This is a genomic window from Metabacillus schmidteae (assembly GCF_903166545.1).
In the GTDB taxonomy this organism is placed as follows: domain Bacteria; phylum Bacillota; class Bacilli; order Bacillales; family Bacillaceae; genus Metabacillus; species Metabacillus schmidteae.
Genome location: NZ_CAESCH010000001.1, coordinates 1,049,566 through 1,066,842 on the forward strand (window position 1 = coordinate 1,049,566; position 17,277 = coordinate 1,066,842).

General features: G+C 35.2%; 21 protein-coding genes. 10 read left to right on the forward strand and 11 right to left on the reverse strand.

Annotated features, from left to right (window positions below; genetic code table 11):
- The first annotated feature begins 151 nt into the window (after positions 1–151).
- From HWV59_RS05080 to HWV59_RS05105, 7 genes are all read left to right on the forward strand, one after another.
- Complete coding sequence (locus tag HWV59_RS05080; protein WP_175638229.1) at positions 152–763, forward strand: DUF3267 domain-containing protein; 612 nt, start codon at positions 152–154, stop codon at positions 761–763.
- Between the two features lie 285 nt (positions 764–1,048).
- A complete protein-coding gene (locus HWV59_RS27240; protein WP_268921748.1) occupies positions 1,049–1,180 on the forward strand; it encodes a hypothetical protein in 132 nt (43 codons plus the stop codon).
- A 146-nt stretch (positions 1,181–1,326) separates the two neighbouring features.
- Positions 1,327–2,295, forward strand: a complete 969-nt coding sequence (locus HWV59_RS05085) for a S8 family peptidase (RefSeq protein WP_102228272.1) — start codon at positions 1,327–1,329, stop codon at positions 2,293–2,295.
- A 255-nt stretch (positions 2,296–2,550) separates the two neighbouring features.
- A complete protein-coding gene (locus tag HWV59_RS05090; protein WP_235991798.1) occupies positions 2,551–3,246 on the forward strand; it encodes a helix-turn-helix transcriptional regulator in 696 nt (231 codons plus the stop codon).
- Positions 3,247–3,336: 90 nt separating this feature from the next.
- The gene (locus HWV59_RS05095; RefSeq protein WP_175638231.1) at positions 3,337–4,245 is read left to right on the forward strand and encodes an EamA family transporter; all 909 of its coding nucleotides are present in this window, start codon (positions 3,337–3,339) and stop codon (positions 4,243–4,245) included.
- Positions 4,246–4,260: 15 nt separating this feature from the next.
- Positions 4,261–4,593, forward strand: coding sequence for a chaperone CsaA (gene csaA / locus HWV59_RS05100; protein WP_102228274.1), 333 nt, complete (start codon positions 4,261–4,263; stop codon positions 4,591–4,593).
- 272 nt (positions 4,594–4,865) lie between these two features.
- A complete protein-coding gene (locus HWV59_RS05105; protein ID WP_102228275.1) occupies positions 4,866–5,642 on the forward strand; it encodes a phosphatidate cytidylyltransferase in 777 nt (258 codons plus the stop codon).
- Between the two features lie 459 nt (positions 5,643–6,101).
- Here HWV59_RS05105 and HWV59_RS05110 read toward each other — a convergent pair whose 3' ends face one another.
- The 7 genes from HWV59_RS05110 to HWV59_RS05140 form a co-directional block, all read right to left on the reverse strand.
- Positions 6,102–6,794 (reverse strand): LrgB family protein, encoded by a 693-nt coding sequence (locus tag HWV59_RS05110; RefSeq protein ID WP_102228277.1) that lies wholly within the window; start codon positions 6,792–6,794, stop codon positions 6,102–6,104.
- The gene (locus HWV59_RS05115; protein WP_102228278.1) at positions 6,791–7,159 is read right to left on the reverse strand and encodes a CidA/LrgA family holin-like protein; all 369 of its coding nucleotides are present in this window, start codon (positions 7,157–7,159) and stop codon (positions 6,791–6,793) included. The genes HWV59_RS05110 and HWV59_RS05115 overlap by 4 nt, the downstream gene beginning before the upstream one ends.
- Positions 7,160–7,311: 152 nt before the next feature.
- On the reverse strand, positions 7,312–8,178 hold the full coding sequence (locus tag HWV59_RS05120; protein WP_175638232.1) for a LysR family transcriptional regulator: 867 nt from the start codon (positions 8,176–8,178) through the stop codon (positions 7,312–7,314).
- A gap of 193 nt (positions 8,179–8,371) precedes the next feature.
- Entirely contained in the window at positions 8,372–9,745 is a 1,374-nt protein-coding gene (gene nhaC / locus HWV59_RS05125) for a Na+/H+ antiporter NhaC (protein ID WP_175638233.1), read from the reverse strand.
- 180 nt (positions 9,746–9,925) lie between these two features.
- A complete protein-coding gene (locus HWV59_RS05130) occupies positions 9,926–11,236 on the reverse strand; it encodes a globin-coupled sensor protein (RefSeq protein ID WP_175638234.1) in 1,311 nt (436 codons plus the stop codon).
- Positions 11,237–11,453: 217 nt separating this feature from the next.
- Positions 11,454–11,987 (reverse strand): universal stress protein, encoded by a 534-nt coding sequence (locus HWV59_RS05135; RefSeq protein ID WP_175638235.1) that lies wholly within the window; start codon positions 11,985–11,987, stop codon positions 11,454–11,456.
- A gap of 129 nt (positions 11,988–12,116) precedes the next feature.
- Positions 12,117–12,476: a hypothetical protein gene (locus HWV59_RS05140; protein ID WP_102228283.1), complete on the reverse strand. Its 360-nt coding sequence runs from the start codon at positions 12,474–12,476 to the stop codon at positions 12,117–12,119.
- A 164-nt stretch (positions 12,477–12,640) separates the two neighbouring features.
- Here HWV59_RS05140 and HWV59_RS05145 point away from each other — a divergent pair, with 164 nt between their 5' ends.
- Positions 12,641–12,844 carry a hypothetical protein gene (locus HWV59_RS05145; RefSeq protein ID WP_175638236.1) on the forward strand — a complete coding sequence of 68 codons (204 nt, stop codon included), beginning with the start codon at positions 12,641–12,643 and terminating at the stop codon, positions 12,842–12,844.
- Complete coding sequence (locus tag HWV59_RS05150; protein ID WP_102228285.1) at positions 12,825–13,142, forward strand: YbjQ family protein; 318 nt, start codon at positions 12,825–12,827, stop codon at positions 13,140–13,142. Before HWV59_RS05145 ends, HWV59_RS05150 begins: the two co-directional genes overlap by 20 nt.
- Before the next feature lie 43 nt (positions 13,143–13,185).
- Here the strand turns inward: HWV59_RS05150 and HWV59_RS05155 are convergent, their stop codons facing one another.
- Entirely contained in the window at positions 13,186–13,806 is a 621-nt protein-coding gene (locus tag HWV59_RS05155; RefSeq protein WP_175638237.1) for an NAD(P)-dependent oxidoreductase, read from the reverse strand.
- 430 nt (positions 13,807–14,236) lie between these two features.
- Positions 14,237–14,455: an alpha/beta-type small acid-soluble spore protein gene (locus HWV59_RS05160; RefSeq protein ID WP_026560354.1), complete on the reverse strand. Its 219-nt coding sequence runs from the start codon at positions 14,453–14,455 to the stop codon at positions 14,237–14,239.
- Positions 14,456–14,825: 370 nt separating this feature from the next.
- Between HWV59_RS05160 and HWV59_RS05165 the strand changes: the two genes are divergently transcribed.
- Positions 14,826–15,068, forward strand: coding sequence for a hypothetical protein (locus HWV59_RS05165; RefSeq protein WP_175639983.1), 243 nt, complete (start codon positions 14,826–14,828; stop codon positions 15,066–15,068).
- Positions 15,069–15,118: 50 nt separating this feature from the next.
- On the opposite strand, the gene HWV59_RS05170 is transcribed toward HWV59_RS05165, so the two are convergent.
- The gene (locus tag HWV59_RS05170) at positions 15,119–16,231 is read right to left on the reverse strand and encodes an ABC transporter ATP-binding protein (RefSeq protein WP_102228287.1); all 1,113 of its coding nucleotides are present in this window, start codon (positions 16,229–16,231) and stop codon (positions 15,119–15,121) included.
- 128 nt (positions 16,232–16,359) lie between these two features.
- Positions 16,360–17,259 carry a PucR family transcriptional regulator gene (locus tag HWV59_RS05175; RefSeq protein WP_102228288.1) on the reverse strand — a complete coding sequence of 300 codons (900 nt, stop codon included), beginning with the start codon at positions 17,257–17,259 and terminating at the stop codon, positions 16,360–16,362.
- Between the last annotated feature and the right edge of the window lie 18 nt (positions 17,260–17,277).

The window sequence follows — 17,277 nt, forward strand, 5'->3', positions numbered from 1 at the left end:
AGTGACAAGTAAGACATCCAGCTTGATTCTTTAAAAACCCTTCTAAGGTAAGTAAATAAATATGTTAAAATATAGAAGTAATCTTTGAAGGTTAAGAATTTTATCTTCGCTAGTTCAAGTTGATTAAAAATTGGATAGAATGGGGGAGTTTATGAAGATCCTAAACAAGTTGCCAAAAAGCAAACAGAGTTTACACTTGGACCTGATTAATAATGGATGGGTTCAAATGAAAGAACCTAAAAATGTAAGAAGTGCTATTCTTTTTTCTGTCCCTTTAATGATTGTCAATGTCTTGATTTCAATCGGAGTTATAAATATCTTCTCCACCATTTCTTTGAGCGATTTTGGACTGACATCTGACTCAATATCCATAACAATTAATTTCGGTATTATTTTATGGCTAGCCTTGCTTTTAATCCTCCACGAATTACTTCACTTAATTTTCATTCCGAATTTTAAGAAGTCAGATAAAACCTTTGTGGGAATTACTCTGTTCGGAGGGTTTGTCATAACAGAAGAAGAGATGTCTAAATCAAGGTATATCTTCATTACTATTGCTCCCTTCATCATTATTTCAGTTATTTTGCCACTAATATTAAGTGTTTTAGGTCTATTAACACCAACAATAAAATTTTTGATTTTACTAAATGCAATGGCTTCATCCGTTGATATGTTGAATCTCTTTCTTATTATGAAGCAGATTCCAAAACATGCCATCTTAAAAAGTAATGGACCAGATACTTATTGGAAAACACAAACGTAATTTATTTAACGGAGGGACGTTCCTGCCACAAGGATTGGCGCTAATTCCTTAGTTATTATTCTTGATTGTAGGTACTAAGTAAGGGGTTTCAAGTCTAGTAAACAGTATAATTGTACGAAAATTCATAATAATAATGCTAAATAAGCTTGGTCATGCTACAATGAAAATGACATATTCCATATTTATCCTTATATCTAAGTAGAAGTTATCTCTAATTTCGAAACCAGCCTTACCAGTTATCCTGTTACTGTGTAGGGCTATTTGTGTAAAAAGGAGGTGATAGTCGTGTTGGAGTGGTTAGAGCTTCTTGTCAAACTGTTAGTTGCTGCTGCCACGTTATTTTCGTCCATCACATTAGGGTTAAAAAACTTAGATGATTTAAAACGAAAGTCAAAAAAGAAAAGACGCCTCCTATAAGGAAGACGTCAAAAAATGCTTACAAGTAAATTATAATACAAAACATTACAAAAAGTGACTAAAAAATAAAAATAGATAGATATTTTCTTGGATATTAAAGGAAATATGGAATTATGTCATTTTTAAAAAATAAAGGAGGAATCACATTGAGTAAAGTTGGATTAATTCCATATACTATTCAATCTGTATTAAAAGATACAAAAATTATTCCACCTGGTATTAAATTAGTCGGCGCTCCTACTGCGTGGGAACAAGGTTATTTTGGTAACGGAAATGTAATAGCTGTTCTTGATACAGGCTGTGATTCCAATCATTTCGAGCTTCAAAATCAAATTATTGATGTGTATAATTTTACAACAGATGATAAGGGAGATCCCAAAAATATAAAAGATTATAATGGGCACGGTACCCATGTATGTGGAACGATTTGTGCAGAGGAAAATGATCGAGGGGTAATTGGTGTAGCACCAAAAGCGAAGCTCCTTGTTTTGAAGGTGCTCTCAGGCAAAGGATATGGAGAAACAAAATGGGTGACAGATGGCATTCGCTATGCAGCAAAATGGCGGGGACCAAATGGCGAGCGGGTTAGAGTCATCTCAATGTCTTTAGGGGGAAGTGAGGATAATCCAGAGCTTCATAAGGCCGTTCAAGAAGCAATCAGCCAAGACATTCTCATTGTCTGTGCTGCAGGAAATGAAGGGGATGGAAACCATGAGACAGATGAGTTTGCCTACCCGGGAGCATATCCGGAAGTTGTACAGGTAGGATCGGTTAATTTACAAAAAGAAATTTCAACATTTAGTAATACGAATAAGGTGATCGATCTTGTTGCCCCTGGTGAAGAAATCGTCTCAACATATCTTAATAATGAATTTGCTGTTTTATCAGGAACATCGATGGCAACTCCACATGTTTCAGGAGCTGTTGCTCTTATTATTGAGCAATGTGAAAAAGAGTTTGACCGTCCTCTAACTGAGGCTGAAATTTACGCTCAACTTATTAAAAGAACCATTTCATTAAATTTCAGCAGAAGCTCTCAAGGGAATGGAATGTTGAATATAGCTTTAGACTTCGGTTCACAATCAGAACCCTTGCAAACAGCGGCAACTAAATAAGAAATTGGAAATCATCCACAGATTGCTGCCAACAGGGCCACATCTTCTTCGAACATATTCTCATTCGATAAAAGAGCTGACATGTACTTGTCAGCTCCTCATTTCCGGATAATGTTACTACTTCATGCTCTTCTCCAAGTTCCACAAGAGCACAAGTTGTCCTGCCCTCTTTTTTAAGGTCTTTATTACACCATTGTTAAGAATTATAATATATGTTAAAGGTCTTAAAGTAAGATAAAGGGGGAACAAGTGAAAATGATCAACCAAGTAACTTGTGAGAAAAGAACCTACTCTAGAGAATTTACATCTCACCGACATGATTTTGCACAATTTCTTTTTCCATTACAAGGCTCTTTAGATATACAAACTGAATGGCAAGAGATACAGCTCAACTCTGATTACTGTTTTTATCTTCCTCCAGAGTACGATCATAATTACCGATCATTAGATAGAAATGAATTCTTAATCTTAGATGTCCCAGTACAATATTTACCTGCTGATACAAGCAGCATGTATATACGGTTAGATCAACAATGGGCTTCTATCCGTTATTTGCTTTTGGAAGAGGCAAAGAGTCAGGAGAACACATCTGCCTTAATTGATTTAACAAAATATGTGACCAACAAACTTCAAATCTCTAATCCCCCTTCTATTGACTATATTCATAGGCATTTTAAGGAGTCAATTAAATTAGAAACTTTAGCAAATATAGAACATTACCATCCTGTATATTACTCTGCATGGTTTAAGAAAAAGACTGGAAAAAGTGTCAAAGATTATATTTCTGAACTTCGTTTGAAAGAGGCTAGGCATCTTTTAAATTCAACAGTATGGTCCATTTCAAGGATTAGTGAAGAGTTAGGTTTCGAGAATTTGTCTTCGTTTACAAGATGGTTTGGAAATACTGAAGGAATATCGCCGCAAAAGTATAGACTTCTTAATAAAGGATAAAAAGGATATTAAACTTGGAAAAGAAATTTTGGGGTGAATTTCTTACTATAAGTTTACGTATCCTTTTTATTTTTTAATGAGGTGAGCAAAATGAAAGGAAAAGTGTCTTCATTATTAATATTACTTGCAGCAATACTTTGGGGGACCACTGGGACAACTCAGGCACTTGCACCGGAAACAGCACACCCGATTGCAATCGGTGCTACGCGCTTAGCGGTAGGAGGTCTATTTCTATTCTGTATTGTTCTCGTAACAGGAAAATTCAACGTGAATAATTGGCCAGTTAAGACAACGTTATTGGCCTCTATATGTATGGCATTGTACCAACCATTATTTTTTTCTGCAGTAACAATAACAGGGGTTGCCATTGGAACAGTGGTAGCTATTGGAAGTGCTCCAATATTGTCTGGGTTCATTGAATGGATTTATTTTAAAAAACGTCCGGGTACCCTTTGGTGGGGGTCTACTATCTTATCCATTCTAGGTTGTCTAATGCTTTTTGTGAACAAAGAATCAGCTCATGTAGATCCAGTTGGATTATTATTGGCCTTGGGGGCTGGTTTATCATTTGCTGGTTATACGGTTGTAAGTAGAGAGTTAGTTGAAAAATATTCAACTCTTTTGGTAGTTGCAGCGGTTTTCACTCTTAGTGCAATCATGTTATCACCATTATTATTTGTTTTTGATATGTCTTGGCTTATAAGTGTTCAAGGTGCGAGTGTTAGTCTTCATCTTGGGATTTTAGCCACAGGGGTAGCATATTTACTTTTTGCGAAAGGTCTTTCCAATGTTTCTTCATCAACAGCCGTTACACTAGCGTTAGCAGAACCATTAACAGCAGCATTATTAGGGGTTTTCATATTAGGAGAATTCTTAAACGCAATATCATGGTTAGGGATTTTATTTTTATTACTAGGGATTGGAATATTAATTTGGTCTTCCGAACATTCTGGAAATAAAAAGAGCACTGGGACAGATCGGAAAGTATTAAAATTATAAGGAGTTAAATTAATTATGGCAAATATTGAAGATTTTTTAAAACTAGATATGCGTGTTGGTACGATCATTAATGCCAAACCTTTTCCTGAAGCAAAAAAACCGGCTATAAAGCTGGAAATTGATTTTGGTGAAGAAATAGGCATAAAACAATCATCAGCACAAATTACACATAGATATCATCCGGATCAGCTTTGTGGACGTCAAGTGGTAGGGGTAGTTAACTTTCCGCCAATGCGAATTGCAGGGTTTAAATCTGAGGTATTGGTCATAGGAGGGGTTCCGGAAGAGGGAGATGTGGTTCTTTTGAAGCCTGATGAGCCGGTTAGGAATGGAACACGTATTTCATAATAAAATAGGATCATTGGATAAAAGGGGATTTTACCATTATGGCAGAGAAATGACTCTGACGGGATTCGAACCCGCACTCACTTATCGTTAAGCATAGGCTAGGGGTCATACTTTATCGGGCACAAACCTGTAAGAAAAAGGGGGAGTGCTTTTTTATATTAAGAGTCCATGTTTGTTCATAAAAGATCTATTCAGCTTATTTTTGGTGCAAGTGGGAAGAATATATAGTAGTATTTGGTAGGTATATGACTATATGAAAATGAGGTATTTACATGAAGGAACGTATCTTAACAGGAATCATCATTGCACTATTATTTATGATTCCCTTTTACATTGGTGATATTTGGTTTACATTATTCACCCTATTATTAGCAGGGATTGCATATTATGAGTTTTCAACAATCATTCATCTAAGACTTTTTGGTACAAAGTGGTTTGTGGGAATAATTGGAATTTTCTTGTTGTTTCTTCCTATATTATCCTCCATCAATGAAACCTTATATATAAAAATATTCATTGGTTTAGTCCTCTTTTTTATTACATCAACAGTATTTAACGAACACTTTTCTATTGAAAAGGCCGGGACATTACTCATTGGAATTTTATATATAGGCTTTGGTTTTATCTCCATTGCAGAGGCAAGAATGGAGGAAGGTTTGCTGTGGACTTTTACAATTTTATTAGTCATTTGGTCTACGGATTCGGGAGCTTATTTTGTTGGTAGAAAGTTTGGGAAAAGAAAGCTTGCTCCAAAAATCAGCCCGAACAAAACAGTAGAAGGAGCAATTGGCGGAATTATCGTTTCTATCTGTATTGCATTTTTTATACAAGCAATAGCACAACCATTTGAGAGTTTGTTACATACAACAATTATAACTCTATTAGTATCAACTTCGGGACAAATAGGAGATTTAGTAGAATCTGCACTAAAACGTCACTTCGGAGTAAAAGATTCGGGAAAAATCCTGCCCGGACATGGAGGGATTTTGGATAGGTTAGACAGTTGGATTTTCGTATTTATCTGTTTGAAGCTTTTTGGGATTGTCTGATTCTCCTTCTGAGAATAAAATCAGGTCAACCAGATGTCTAGGTTGCTTATATATAGTTGATTGAAATTCATTCTAGTATATGAATTTAATTTTTGGGATTTTATGTTAAAATATAAAGGGGAGAAACGTTTTATACCTTTTCTGATATATTGTTGCGTCATTTCAAACCATAGTTCCATCGTTTTGAGAAAAAAATTCCGATAAAGCATAGGCTCAAAATTTAAAAGGCTGGTATAAACATTAAAATAGTTTTACCAGCCTTTAAAAAGTAATTCATTATTTTTGCTTCGGTTCTTCCTCATTTATCTTTTGATAATCAAGATCATGATGAATTACGGTTGCAGGAATTGTTGAGACTAATATGAGGGTAAAATGAAAACGCATGGAAGGGATATCAGTTACCATGCGTTTTTGTATTGCAACATTTTTAATAGTTTTACTATAGTACTAACTTCCAAACTAAACATGTGCAATATCCATTAATAATGGAATAAGAAAGCTCCCCCAACCAAGTGTAATAATGGCTGCGAAAATCATCGCCAGAGTCGAAAAAGTAGCCTCTTGTTCACCATATTCCATTGCTTTTGAGGTACCGACACCATGAGCACTCATACCAAGTGATAATCCTTTAGCAATCGGTGATTTAATCGCTAACCATTTCAATGCAAAGGGACCAATGATTCCTCCAGTCACTCCAGTAACGATAACAAAGATTGTTGTTAACGTGGGAGTTCCGCCAATTTCTTTTGACACTTCAATCGCAATTGGAGTGGTAATGGACCTTGGTAAAATACTTATTAGGAAATTAGTTTTTAAATGTAAAAGAATTGATAAAACAAAAGTAGAAGAAATAGCAACTAACGTCCCAATTGTAATGCTGACAATAATATTACCAATATATTTTTTTACTAAGTGAAAATGCTTATATATAGGAATTGCGAATGCAACTGTAGCAGGTCCTAATAAATTTGTCAGCACTTTTGCTGAGTTCATATAAGTATCAGCAGATATACCCGCCATTTGAATAAACACGATAATGACAATCGGACATAGTAATAAAGGATGTAAAAGCGGACTAGCCCATTTTTTACTTGTTAGCTTTATTAGTTTATAAATGAGGATCGTTAACACTGTCAAAAGAATGATGCTCATTTTACAGCCCTACTTTGTTTTTTCTGAATAAAGTCTGCCGTATAGGCTGTTACTGCCATTACAATAAATGTACTAGCAGCTATAATTAGCACTAGTTCAAGGCCCTGGAAACTCATAATTTCATCATAATTGACAATTCCCACGGCAGACGGAATAAAGAAAAGCAATAGTTCTGCCAATAGAAAGTTAGCCCCTTTTTCAATCCATTTCAGCTTCACTATTCCTGTAAATAAAGCAAGCAATAAAAATCCTAAACCGATCATTGAAGAGGGGAGTGGAATTGAAATGACTTCCTTTATCCCCGCGCCTAGAAGAAAAAATAAAGATATAAATAATATTTGAATAAAAATTGTTAATAGTTTCATTTATAATAACCCTCCCTATATTTAGGAAGGAGCAAGCTAAGCCCCTCTCTAGACCGATTCTTAATCTGTCTATGAGAACATGGTACAATGCTTTTTATCATTCGTAAAATACATAATAACTATTAACGCGATAACTAAAAGTTATAATCAAGTTAGAGGAAAAATTCAATTAAACGCTGTGCAGCATATGATAGATACTTATCCTTCTTGGTTATGACGGCTAAGTTCCATGGTGTTACAGGTTCGATATCAATGATGTTCACATGCTTATTTTCAACACGGTTACAAATCGATTCAGGTAGGATGGTTACCCCTAAGTTGGCCCCAACCATTTCAGACATTAAATCCCATTGTGAGCTTTTAAATAAAATTTTTGGTTGAAATCCTTCGCGGATAAAATTGTTCCACATAATATCGTGAAGAGCAAAATCTTCGTGATAAAAAATAAATTCTTCATCCCGAAGGTCCTTTAAATGGATGAGTTTTAGATCTGCTAAGGGGTGTTGATGATGGATTAATAATTTCATCTGATCCTCCACGATTGGATAAATATTAAACATCTCCTCATCAACTGGAAGAACCGCAACCCCTAATTCGATCTCACCTTCCTCTACAGATTTAACAACCTTTGCACCGCCGTATTCGGTAATATTAATAGAAATATTCGGATACTGTTTATGAAACTCTGCCATGACACTCGGAAAATATAAGCTGCCAATAATCGGAGGAATACCTACGCGAATGGAGCCTCTTTGCAACTCTGTTAAGTCATTTAAAATGGTCGTCATTTCATCGATTTGTGATAAGATTTTTTGAGCATATTGCATAACGATGAACCCGGCATCCGTTATTTCGGTCGTCTTGTTGGACCTTACAATTAAGGTCATATCTAATTCATCTTCAAGACTTTTAATCATTTTGCTTAATGCGGGCTGTGAAATATGAAGTACTTCAGATGCTTTCGTAAAGTTTTTATATTTAGCCGCTTCTAAAAAATAAAGTAATTGTCTTAACTCCAACCATAACACCTCCAATTATATTATAAATGTTTTGGCTTTATTGTAAAAATTCAATATTGGCAAAAGTGTTGAACAGGTGGCTTCAGATGGGATGTGGTTGAAAAAAGTTTAAAGTGGTTGAATTAACTGCAAAAGTCATCGAATAACTTTAAATAGCTTCAATCGCATGTACAGAATAAAAAAACCGTCTCCCTTAAGAGACGGTGCGACGATCCTTTAGAAACCCATAAAAAAGTGTAAAAGCAGGGGAGAGATATAAGAAAAATGCAAAAGGTAAGAAGGCCAAAACAGGTACACCTAAAGTTTGAGCAAAGAACGCACCGCTAACTCCCCATGGTATAAGCGGGTTTATTAATGTTCCAGCATCTTCTAGAGTTCTAGATAGATATTTTCGATCCAAGTGCATTTTTTCAAATAGTCCTTTAAATGATTGTCCTGGTATTAAAATGGATAAATATTGCTCACCTGTTAGTAAATTGACACCGAAGGAAGATGTGGCTGTTGATAGAATCAGCTGTCCTTTAGAATGAATTCGATTTATTAATCCGTTTAATAGTGTAGGAATAATACTAAGAGAATCCAGCAATCCGCCAAAAGCAAATGCAATCAAAATAAGTGAAATAGACCACATCATCGATTGTAAGCCACCGCGATTTAACATATTGCTTATTTGTTCATTGTCAATTTGAAAGGAGGTACCGTTTTGTAAAACACTTAGAAACTGACTAAATGAAACGCCTTGTAAGCTGACTGCCGTTATGGCTGCGGTTATAATACCTGCAATTAACGACGGAATAACTGGTACTCTTTTAATAGCCATAATGATCACAAGAATAGGAGATAATAAGGTTAAGCTACTTACCTGTATATGTGATTCAATCGTTAAGACCATGATTTTCATTTCATTAAGTGACGTAACATCGATTGGTGCTATTCTTCCTAGTATAAAAAAGATCACGGTTGTAATGAGTATACTTGGTAGAGTCGTTAAAGACATATGCCTAATATGAGTAAATAAATCAACTTCTGCAACACCTGAGGCAAAATTTGTTGTGTCTGACATAGGAGACATTTTATCCCCAAAACACGCTCCAGAAATAATAGCACCTGCAACCCATTCAACTGGTAAGCCGACTGCAACCCCCGCACCCATAAGAGCAACCCCGATTGTGCTAACGGTTGTAAATGAACTACCAACTAAACTTGAAATGACCATACAAGAAAATAGTGATGTAATGAGCAAGTAATTGGGATTAATGATGGTTAATGCATACGACATGATCGTCGGAATTGTCCCACTGCTCATCCAGGCGCCAATTAACATCCCGATTAATCCTAAAATAACGATGGGCTGCACACCATTTTGGATTCCTTTTACAATGCCTGTCTCTAATTGCTTCCATTTGAATCCTTTCATCAGCCCAATCGCTAATATTATCAACAAGCAGTTGAGTAATGCGATATGTGGTTCAGTTTTTAATAGAAATAAACTTGAAAAAATAACAGCTAAAATGAGAAATAGAAGCAGGACTGCTTCATTAAAATGGAAATTTTTTTCTTTATTCATGAAATACTCCTTCATAACTTAAACGCTTTTACGCTTTCTTGCATAAAAGTATTATACCAATCTAGTTTTTTATGTCAATTTAAATCAGTATTTAGAATGTTTGTAATTTAAAAAATATTATGTTGGAATAGATTAAAAAGAAAAATCAGTGAAAAAATTCACTGATTTATAAAAGCTTCATTAAATTGTTCTCGCCATATTTTTTAATTGGTCTGAAGTGTCTGCAATAGAATGGATGCTATTTGAGACTTCATTTATGACATTTGTAAAGTTTGTTAAGTCTGTTTTTGATTGTTCGCTTTGTTGTTTGTTTTTATTCATAATACCGAGAATGTTATCAAAGAATGTGTTCATTTCACACATTTGATCAGTTCCTTTGGTTGTTAAGTCTGCTACTTTATTGATAGAGTCAGAAATGCTGTCAATTTGAGTGTGAATATTAGAAATTAAGCTTGATACGCCTTGTACAGAACTTTTTGTTTCTTCAGCAAGCTTGCGAACCTCACTTGCTACGACTGCAAAGCCTTTTCCATATTCACCAGCCCGTGCTGATTCGATCGCTGCATTTAAAGCTAATAAGTTTGTTTGTTCCGCAATTGATGTAACGATGGAGACGACTTGGTTAATTTTCTCAGATGTTTGTTCAAGAGACTTCATTTTGTCCAGAATTTCAACTGTGCTCTTTTCTATGAATGTCATGAGTTCATTTTGCTTTTCCAAGTCGCTTTTTCCATGATGAGCTTGTTTTTCCGCAGTTGCAGCAGCTTCTGAATGATCAATTGAGTATGAAGCAATTTCTTGCGATTGGGCAAGAATTTCTTCAATAAACGCTTTTGTATGTTCCGTTGTTTCTGCTAACTGTGCAGCCATTTGGTTCACTTCAGCACGGATCTGTTCTTTTTCTTGCTCATTTTCATTACGAATTGCAGCATATTCATTATCATATGCTTCTAAAACGATCTGCTGTTCCAGGCTAAATAGCTTACTGATGCTTTGGATAGCTAGTATGATTTCACTTTTTGAGTTGAAATGAGGCTCAATTGTACGAATAACAGAAGCAAGAAGCTGTTGAAATCCGGCCATATACCATTTTGCCTCAAGACCGATCTTTACATGGATATGCGCAATTCTTCTCATTCGTTTAACATCTTCTGTATCCATTTGTCCATTAAACATTTTCAAAACATGTGCTTTAAGTGTTTCTTTTAAACGGTCAACAGAGCTGTGTTTGTTAATAATATCGATAAGACCTTGTCCGGCCTCAAATGATGAGTAAAAGGTTTGAACAATGTCCTGGATGTTTTCTTCAATATACGGCTTAACCTTTAATGCTAAAGCCAGGTCCTGCTTGGTGATTCCAAGCATGTTGATTTGTGAAAGGAGTTCTGGTTCGTCTATTTTTAGCACTACCTTTGATAAAAGTGCCTCATATTCTTCATTGTTTATTTTAGTAACGGCTTTCTTCTCTTTCTTAAACGATAAGATACCCATGAAAAAGATTCCCCATTTCGTAATATATACTTATTAGGTATATCGGCATGGAGTATCAGAGTATTTAGTTTTTTTATATTAATAATGAGTAGAAGAACACGACTTACCGCAAAGAATGGTGGAAGTCACTGTTATTTCTTATACGATTAACAATAAAAATTTATGTGTTTAATCGTACAAAAAAGGTAGAAATTAAATTCTACCTTTAGAAAATATACTATTTTGCAATTAATACAGGAATCGTGGATAACTGTGAAACCTTTTCACTGACACTGCCAAAAATTAATTTTTTTAATCCGCTAATATTGCGATTTCCAACGATTATTAAATCACCATTGTTTTCTTCGGCATAGGAGACGATTGCATCAGAAGGTTCCCCGTAAGAAACAGCGATATCTGCTTTCATATGGTGATGTTGTAATATACGATTTGCTTCTGATTCCATAGCAATGTCTTCGTGACTCTTGTTAGGATAATCGTGTGAAGAATCAGGGTTCACTTCTTCCTGTTGTTCCGGCAGTACAGGAGTTGCTGGATAATTTCTCATTTCCCCGACTGGATAAGCGTGAACGGGTGAGAATAATGGTGATCGATCAGTGTCCGTTAAAGGACTAACAGGATTTTCTTTACTGATATACACAACAGATAATTGAGAGTTCAATTTTTTACTCATACTAATACCTAATTCAAGCGCTTCTCTGCTATCCTCATTACCGTCAAATGCGACAATTAAATGGTTAAGTTCTTTCATTTAGAATCATCCTTTCAAATTGGATTTTTCAGATTAAAAGATAAAGTTAAGTAACAAGCTAATAACGACAATTGCTCCAACTACCATCAAAATTGTTCGTACCATACATCATTCCTCCATTTTCAATAATTAAATTTTTGCTTTAACAGCTTGGTGTAATATCGCTTTTTTTGCAAATCTAGTTTTTGGAGAAATGATCTCCTGTAAATCATTTAATTTTAAATGTGGATAGGATCCTTTAATGAATAAATTAATCTCTTGTCCATTTTTTACGGTTAATAAATAGGTAATAAGGTTTGTGAAGTTCTCACAACTGATAACGCTTTTATTCTTTGTAATCAGGTAAATACTGCCGCTGTAGGACTTGGCTAATTGGCTAATTTTTATCACTTGATCAAGTCGTATATGATTTTTAAATGTAAATTGTAATGTAGTGGGTTTATTCATATGAATTCCCTCCATAAAATTGTTATATGTTTGTTTTCTCATTCCTTACCTCCTCATGTGAGTTAAGAAACCTATTAGAAGAAAATCACAACAAAAGTCCTAGGGTAGTTCTTAATTCCTAAACCACGTATAATGTCGGATGAAAATCATTCATCTTTTAAGGTAAACAAGGTATAGTAAAAGAAGAAGAGAGGAAGGAAGATGGGATGGAAAAGCTAAAATACATAAGCATGCTTTCGGCCGTTATTACACAGATTACGGGAATTATTTTTTTATTTATTAACATAAAGGTTGCCATCGGACTATTTATCGTATATTTTCTATCATTGCTACTATTACTGATAACGATTATTAAACTTCGAATAGATGAAAAAAAGGAGGATGATCAAAATGATTATCGTGACTACTGAGACAGTACCTGGAAAAGAGACTAAGGAATATAAAGGCTTTGTTAGAGGGAGCACTGTTCAATCTAAACATATTGGAAAAGATATCATGGCCGGTTTAAAAACGATTGTTGGTGGTGAGCTTAAAGAGTACACAGAGATGATGGAGGAAGCTCGTCAAAAAGCGATCGGACGTATGGTTGAGGATGCAAAGACAAAGGGTGCGAATGCCATTGTATGCATGAGACTTGAATCATCTGCGGTTATGCAAAATGCTTCGGAAATCATTGCCTATGGCACAGCGGTTATTGTAGAAGAATAGTAGGAAATAGAAAAGGGGCTGGTGTATTCCAGTCCCTTTTCATTTAATAACAAATACCAACACGTTTAGTTAAAAATTTGTTGTTTAAAAGTACTTGATAAGCAAAATGTGCCGTATCTTGGACAGAGATTTCCTTCCCGTTTAAAGGGAGAAAGTCAGGAGAAAAACGGTACTTTTTTGTTAATGTTCCATCAGGAAGATAGGTTGGACATACAAGCGTCCACATTAAAGAACTGCATTTTAGAAGCTGATAGGCAACTAAGTGCTCTTCAGCCGCTCTTGTTAGTGTTCTTTTTGATTCATTTGATTGATATCTGTAAAGCTCCGGTTGTGAACGGGATTGCAGGATGCCGGCTGTGCCAATTGTAATAATCCTCTTGATATGGTTGACCTCCATTGCTTTTATCAAATGTGGAGTAGCCGTTGAGAGAATCTGTTGTCCATCCGTGCTTAGGGCACTTATGACAGCATCCTGATTATTAATCGTATTTAGTACGTCTTCATATTGTGTAGCATCTCCTGCTATAACGGTTAAGTTTGGTGCAGATCTATCCACTTTCTCAGGGGAGCGGACAAGTACTGTGACGAAATGACCTTCATCTAAAAGAGAGGATAATAGTTCTTTTCCTACACGTCCTGTTGCACCAAATAATGCGATATTCATTACTGGAATTCACCTCTTTAAAATACTTCGTCATTACTTAATGTATCGTAAATTCCTTGAGAATGAAATAATATTGTGTACGTAAGGGTGCTATATATAGAATGGTCAATCCAACCTTTTCTTTACCTGGTCCCAATAGTATATTTGTGGAAAACGGACGTATATCATATATTCATGAAATAAGGTATAGCCAACAAAGCCGACTTGCTTCCAATCAATCGCATCAAACATGTCATTTTAGCTCCTTTTCAAAAGGTATTTGAATAGGGGAGTACTTAAATGCTTTACGAGGAATAGTGTTGAAAAAGTATAAAGATGAGTTGAGGTTTTACTTATACTATATGGTCTAAAGAACTTGTTTGATACATTTTCATGAAAACTGAAAGAGACCAACACATCGTGTTGGTCTCTAGCCAATTATATTGAATTGTTATTGTTGAGAAAAACCGCTCATAGATTGTTGAGCCATTGATACTAAACGCTTAGTGATTTCTCCACCTACAGAACCGTTAGCGCGTGAAGTTGTTTCTCCACCAAGGTTTACACCGAACTCAGAAGCGATCTCATATTTCATTTGATCGATTGCTTGAGCTGCTCCAGGTACTACTAATTGATTTGACGAATTGCTGTTTGAACTGTTTTGTGCCATCTTATATTCATCTCCTCATAATAGGTTTTTATGGTTGGGTTAGCTGGAATTGCACCAACATATGGAGGATGTTGTCCTTCATAGCCTAACTCGGCGTAACCCATTGATGTAGTTAGTTACTACTCGTGTTGCTGTTGTTATTAAGTAGTATGGTTAAAATTTTAAGCTATATTCATGTTTTAATTGGTAATTTTTACTTGTTTTGATTCGAAACATAAAGCTGTTGGATTAATTGTTTAGTATTATGAGTAAGTTTGATAAAAAGTATGCAAAAAAGGTTAGTGAAAAGATGTCTTTTTACAATTTACATAAATGGACGTTTTTTTTGGGATTCTATCTTTATGAGATAATAAAGGGGATGAAACGAACGATGCATCTATGTCCTTTGTGTAATGGCCTTGGAGAGAAAACTAAACAATGTCCGAATTGTCAAACGATTATGCAAGATGTGGGGAAGGTCACAGATTATTTTGATGATTACAGCGCTTATATGGATATTGAGATCATGAAACTATATGATGGCCATAAGTCTTCTCTGGAAGACCACTTATGCTTACATTACTTTTTATGTCCAAATTGTCAGCGTCAAGAAACAGATTCAATTCAGGAATAGGAAAAAGAGGGCCAGATTAAAATCCAGACCCTCTTTTTTACACCTATATCTTATTTTTCGCCAGCAGGGCGAATTCTTAATTCTGTTTCGTTATCAAAGAAGTGGGCTTTGTTCATATCTAATGCTAAGTCAAGTGATTGACCTGGTTTTACATCTGTACGAGAGTCAACACGTGCTACGAAAGATTGACCATCGATTTCAGAGTAAAGCATTGTTTCAGCACCCATTAACTCAGCAACTTCAATTGTTGCTGTAATTTTTGAGCCTTGAGAAGAGTCGATGAAGACAGGCTCATCATGGATTTCTTCAGGACGAACGCCCATTAGAATTTCTTTGTTTACATAGCCTTGCTCACGAAGGTATTTCATTTTTCCTTCTGGAACTGCTACAGATGTTGTTCCGAAAGAGAATTTACCATCTGTTAACTTACCTTTGAAGAAGTTCATTGCAGGTGAACCGATGAATCCGCCAACGAATGCATTTTCAGGTTTGTCATATACTTCTTTAGGAGAACCAACTTGTTGGATAATCCCATCTTTTAATACTACAAGGCGAGTCGCCATTGTCATTGCTTCTGTTTGGTCATGTGTAACGTAAATCGTTGTTGTTTGTAAGCGTTGGTGAAGTTTTGTGATTTCAGCACGCATTTGTACACGAAGCTTAGCGTCAAGGTTAGATAAAGGCTCATCCATTAAGAATACTTTTGCATCACGAACGATCGCACGACCTAATGCAACACGCTGACGTTGACCACCTGATAGAGCTTTTGGCTTACGTTGTAAGTATTGTTCAAGACCAAGAATTTTTGCTGCTTCGGTTACACGACGATCAATCTCGTCTTTCGGTAATTTACGAAGTTTTAAACCGAATGCCATGTTATCATATACATTCATATGTGGGTATAACGCGTAGTTTTGGAATACCATCGCAATGTCACGATCTTTAGGTGCAACATCGTTCATACGTTTTCCATCAATATAGAAATCTCCTTTTGAAATTTCCTCTAATCCGGCTACCATACGAAGTGTAGTAGATTTACCACAACCAGATGGACCAACGAAAACGATGAATTCTTTATCTTGGATATGAAGATTGAAATCTTCTACCGCAGTTACTTTATTGTCATAAATTTTATAAATATTATCTAATTTTAACTCAGCCATTATTAATTCCTCCCCTTGTTTGAAAGCGTTTTAACTTGGTTTTATTGTAAGGGATTTCAAATAAAGAAGTAAACGTACAAGTTGCACGAAAATAACCAGGCTCTTTTGTGCAACTTGTAAACGTTATCTTAAGTTTCATAATGAACAAGTACAATAGCAAGAAATATAAAGGCAGCATTTGAAAATGTACGGATGTCTAATCCTGTTTTTTCTAGTAATTTCTCCAGACGATATTGAAGGCTATTTCGGTGAATAAATAATCTTTTTGCTGTTGAAGAAGCATTCAAATTTGAGTGAAAAAATGCTTCAATTGTATGGTGAAGTTCTTTGTCTTCAATGGCCTCTATTATATGATTTGATAATATATCTTTTTTATTTGGAGTAGGGACTTGCATAATGAAAATCGGAAGTACCTCATAAAAACTCATCACTTTTTCGCGATTACTAGTTCGATGTATTGTATGAAAACAACTTTGTTCTAATAGAAACTTTTCTTTTAATTTTTCATCATTTTTTTGAAGCTGTCCTATATAAATAAAAGGTTCAACATAAAAGTCAGTTGTCAGTGTATCACTTAAGTCTTTTAGCATATCAACTTCAAGCGAAACTTGAGGCTTGTCTTCAATAATAATTCCGTGGGAAAGGCTTAACCAAATAATAAGTTCAGAGTTTATAATTCCTTTTACAGCTTCTTCAAAATTTTGTTTATCATCAATCGGCTTTTTTAAGAAGAAATAATAAAATCGTACAGATGTGTTGTCAACAGGAAGTGGAGAGGACTGTCCCTTTTCTTCTGAAAATAAAAAAGTATACCATTTTTGCTGATTGAATGTATATGTTTCATCACTTATAGTTTCTAAAGGTTGAAAGAGGGAAGAGAGTAATTCTTTTTCACTAGTATGTAAAGCTGATTTTAAAATCCCAAAAACTTGTCCTGCATCTGTTTGAAACCATTCATAGGTTGTATCGTCAGGGATATATGTCAGTGTCATTGTCTCTTTAAAGTGTTTCATCAGATTATCTAACATGAGCTTACTCCTTTTTGT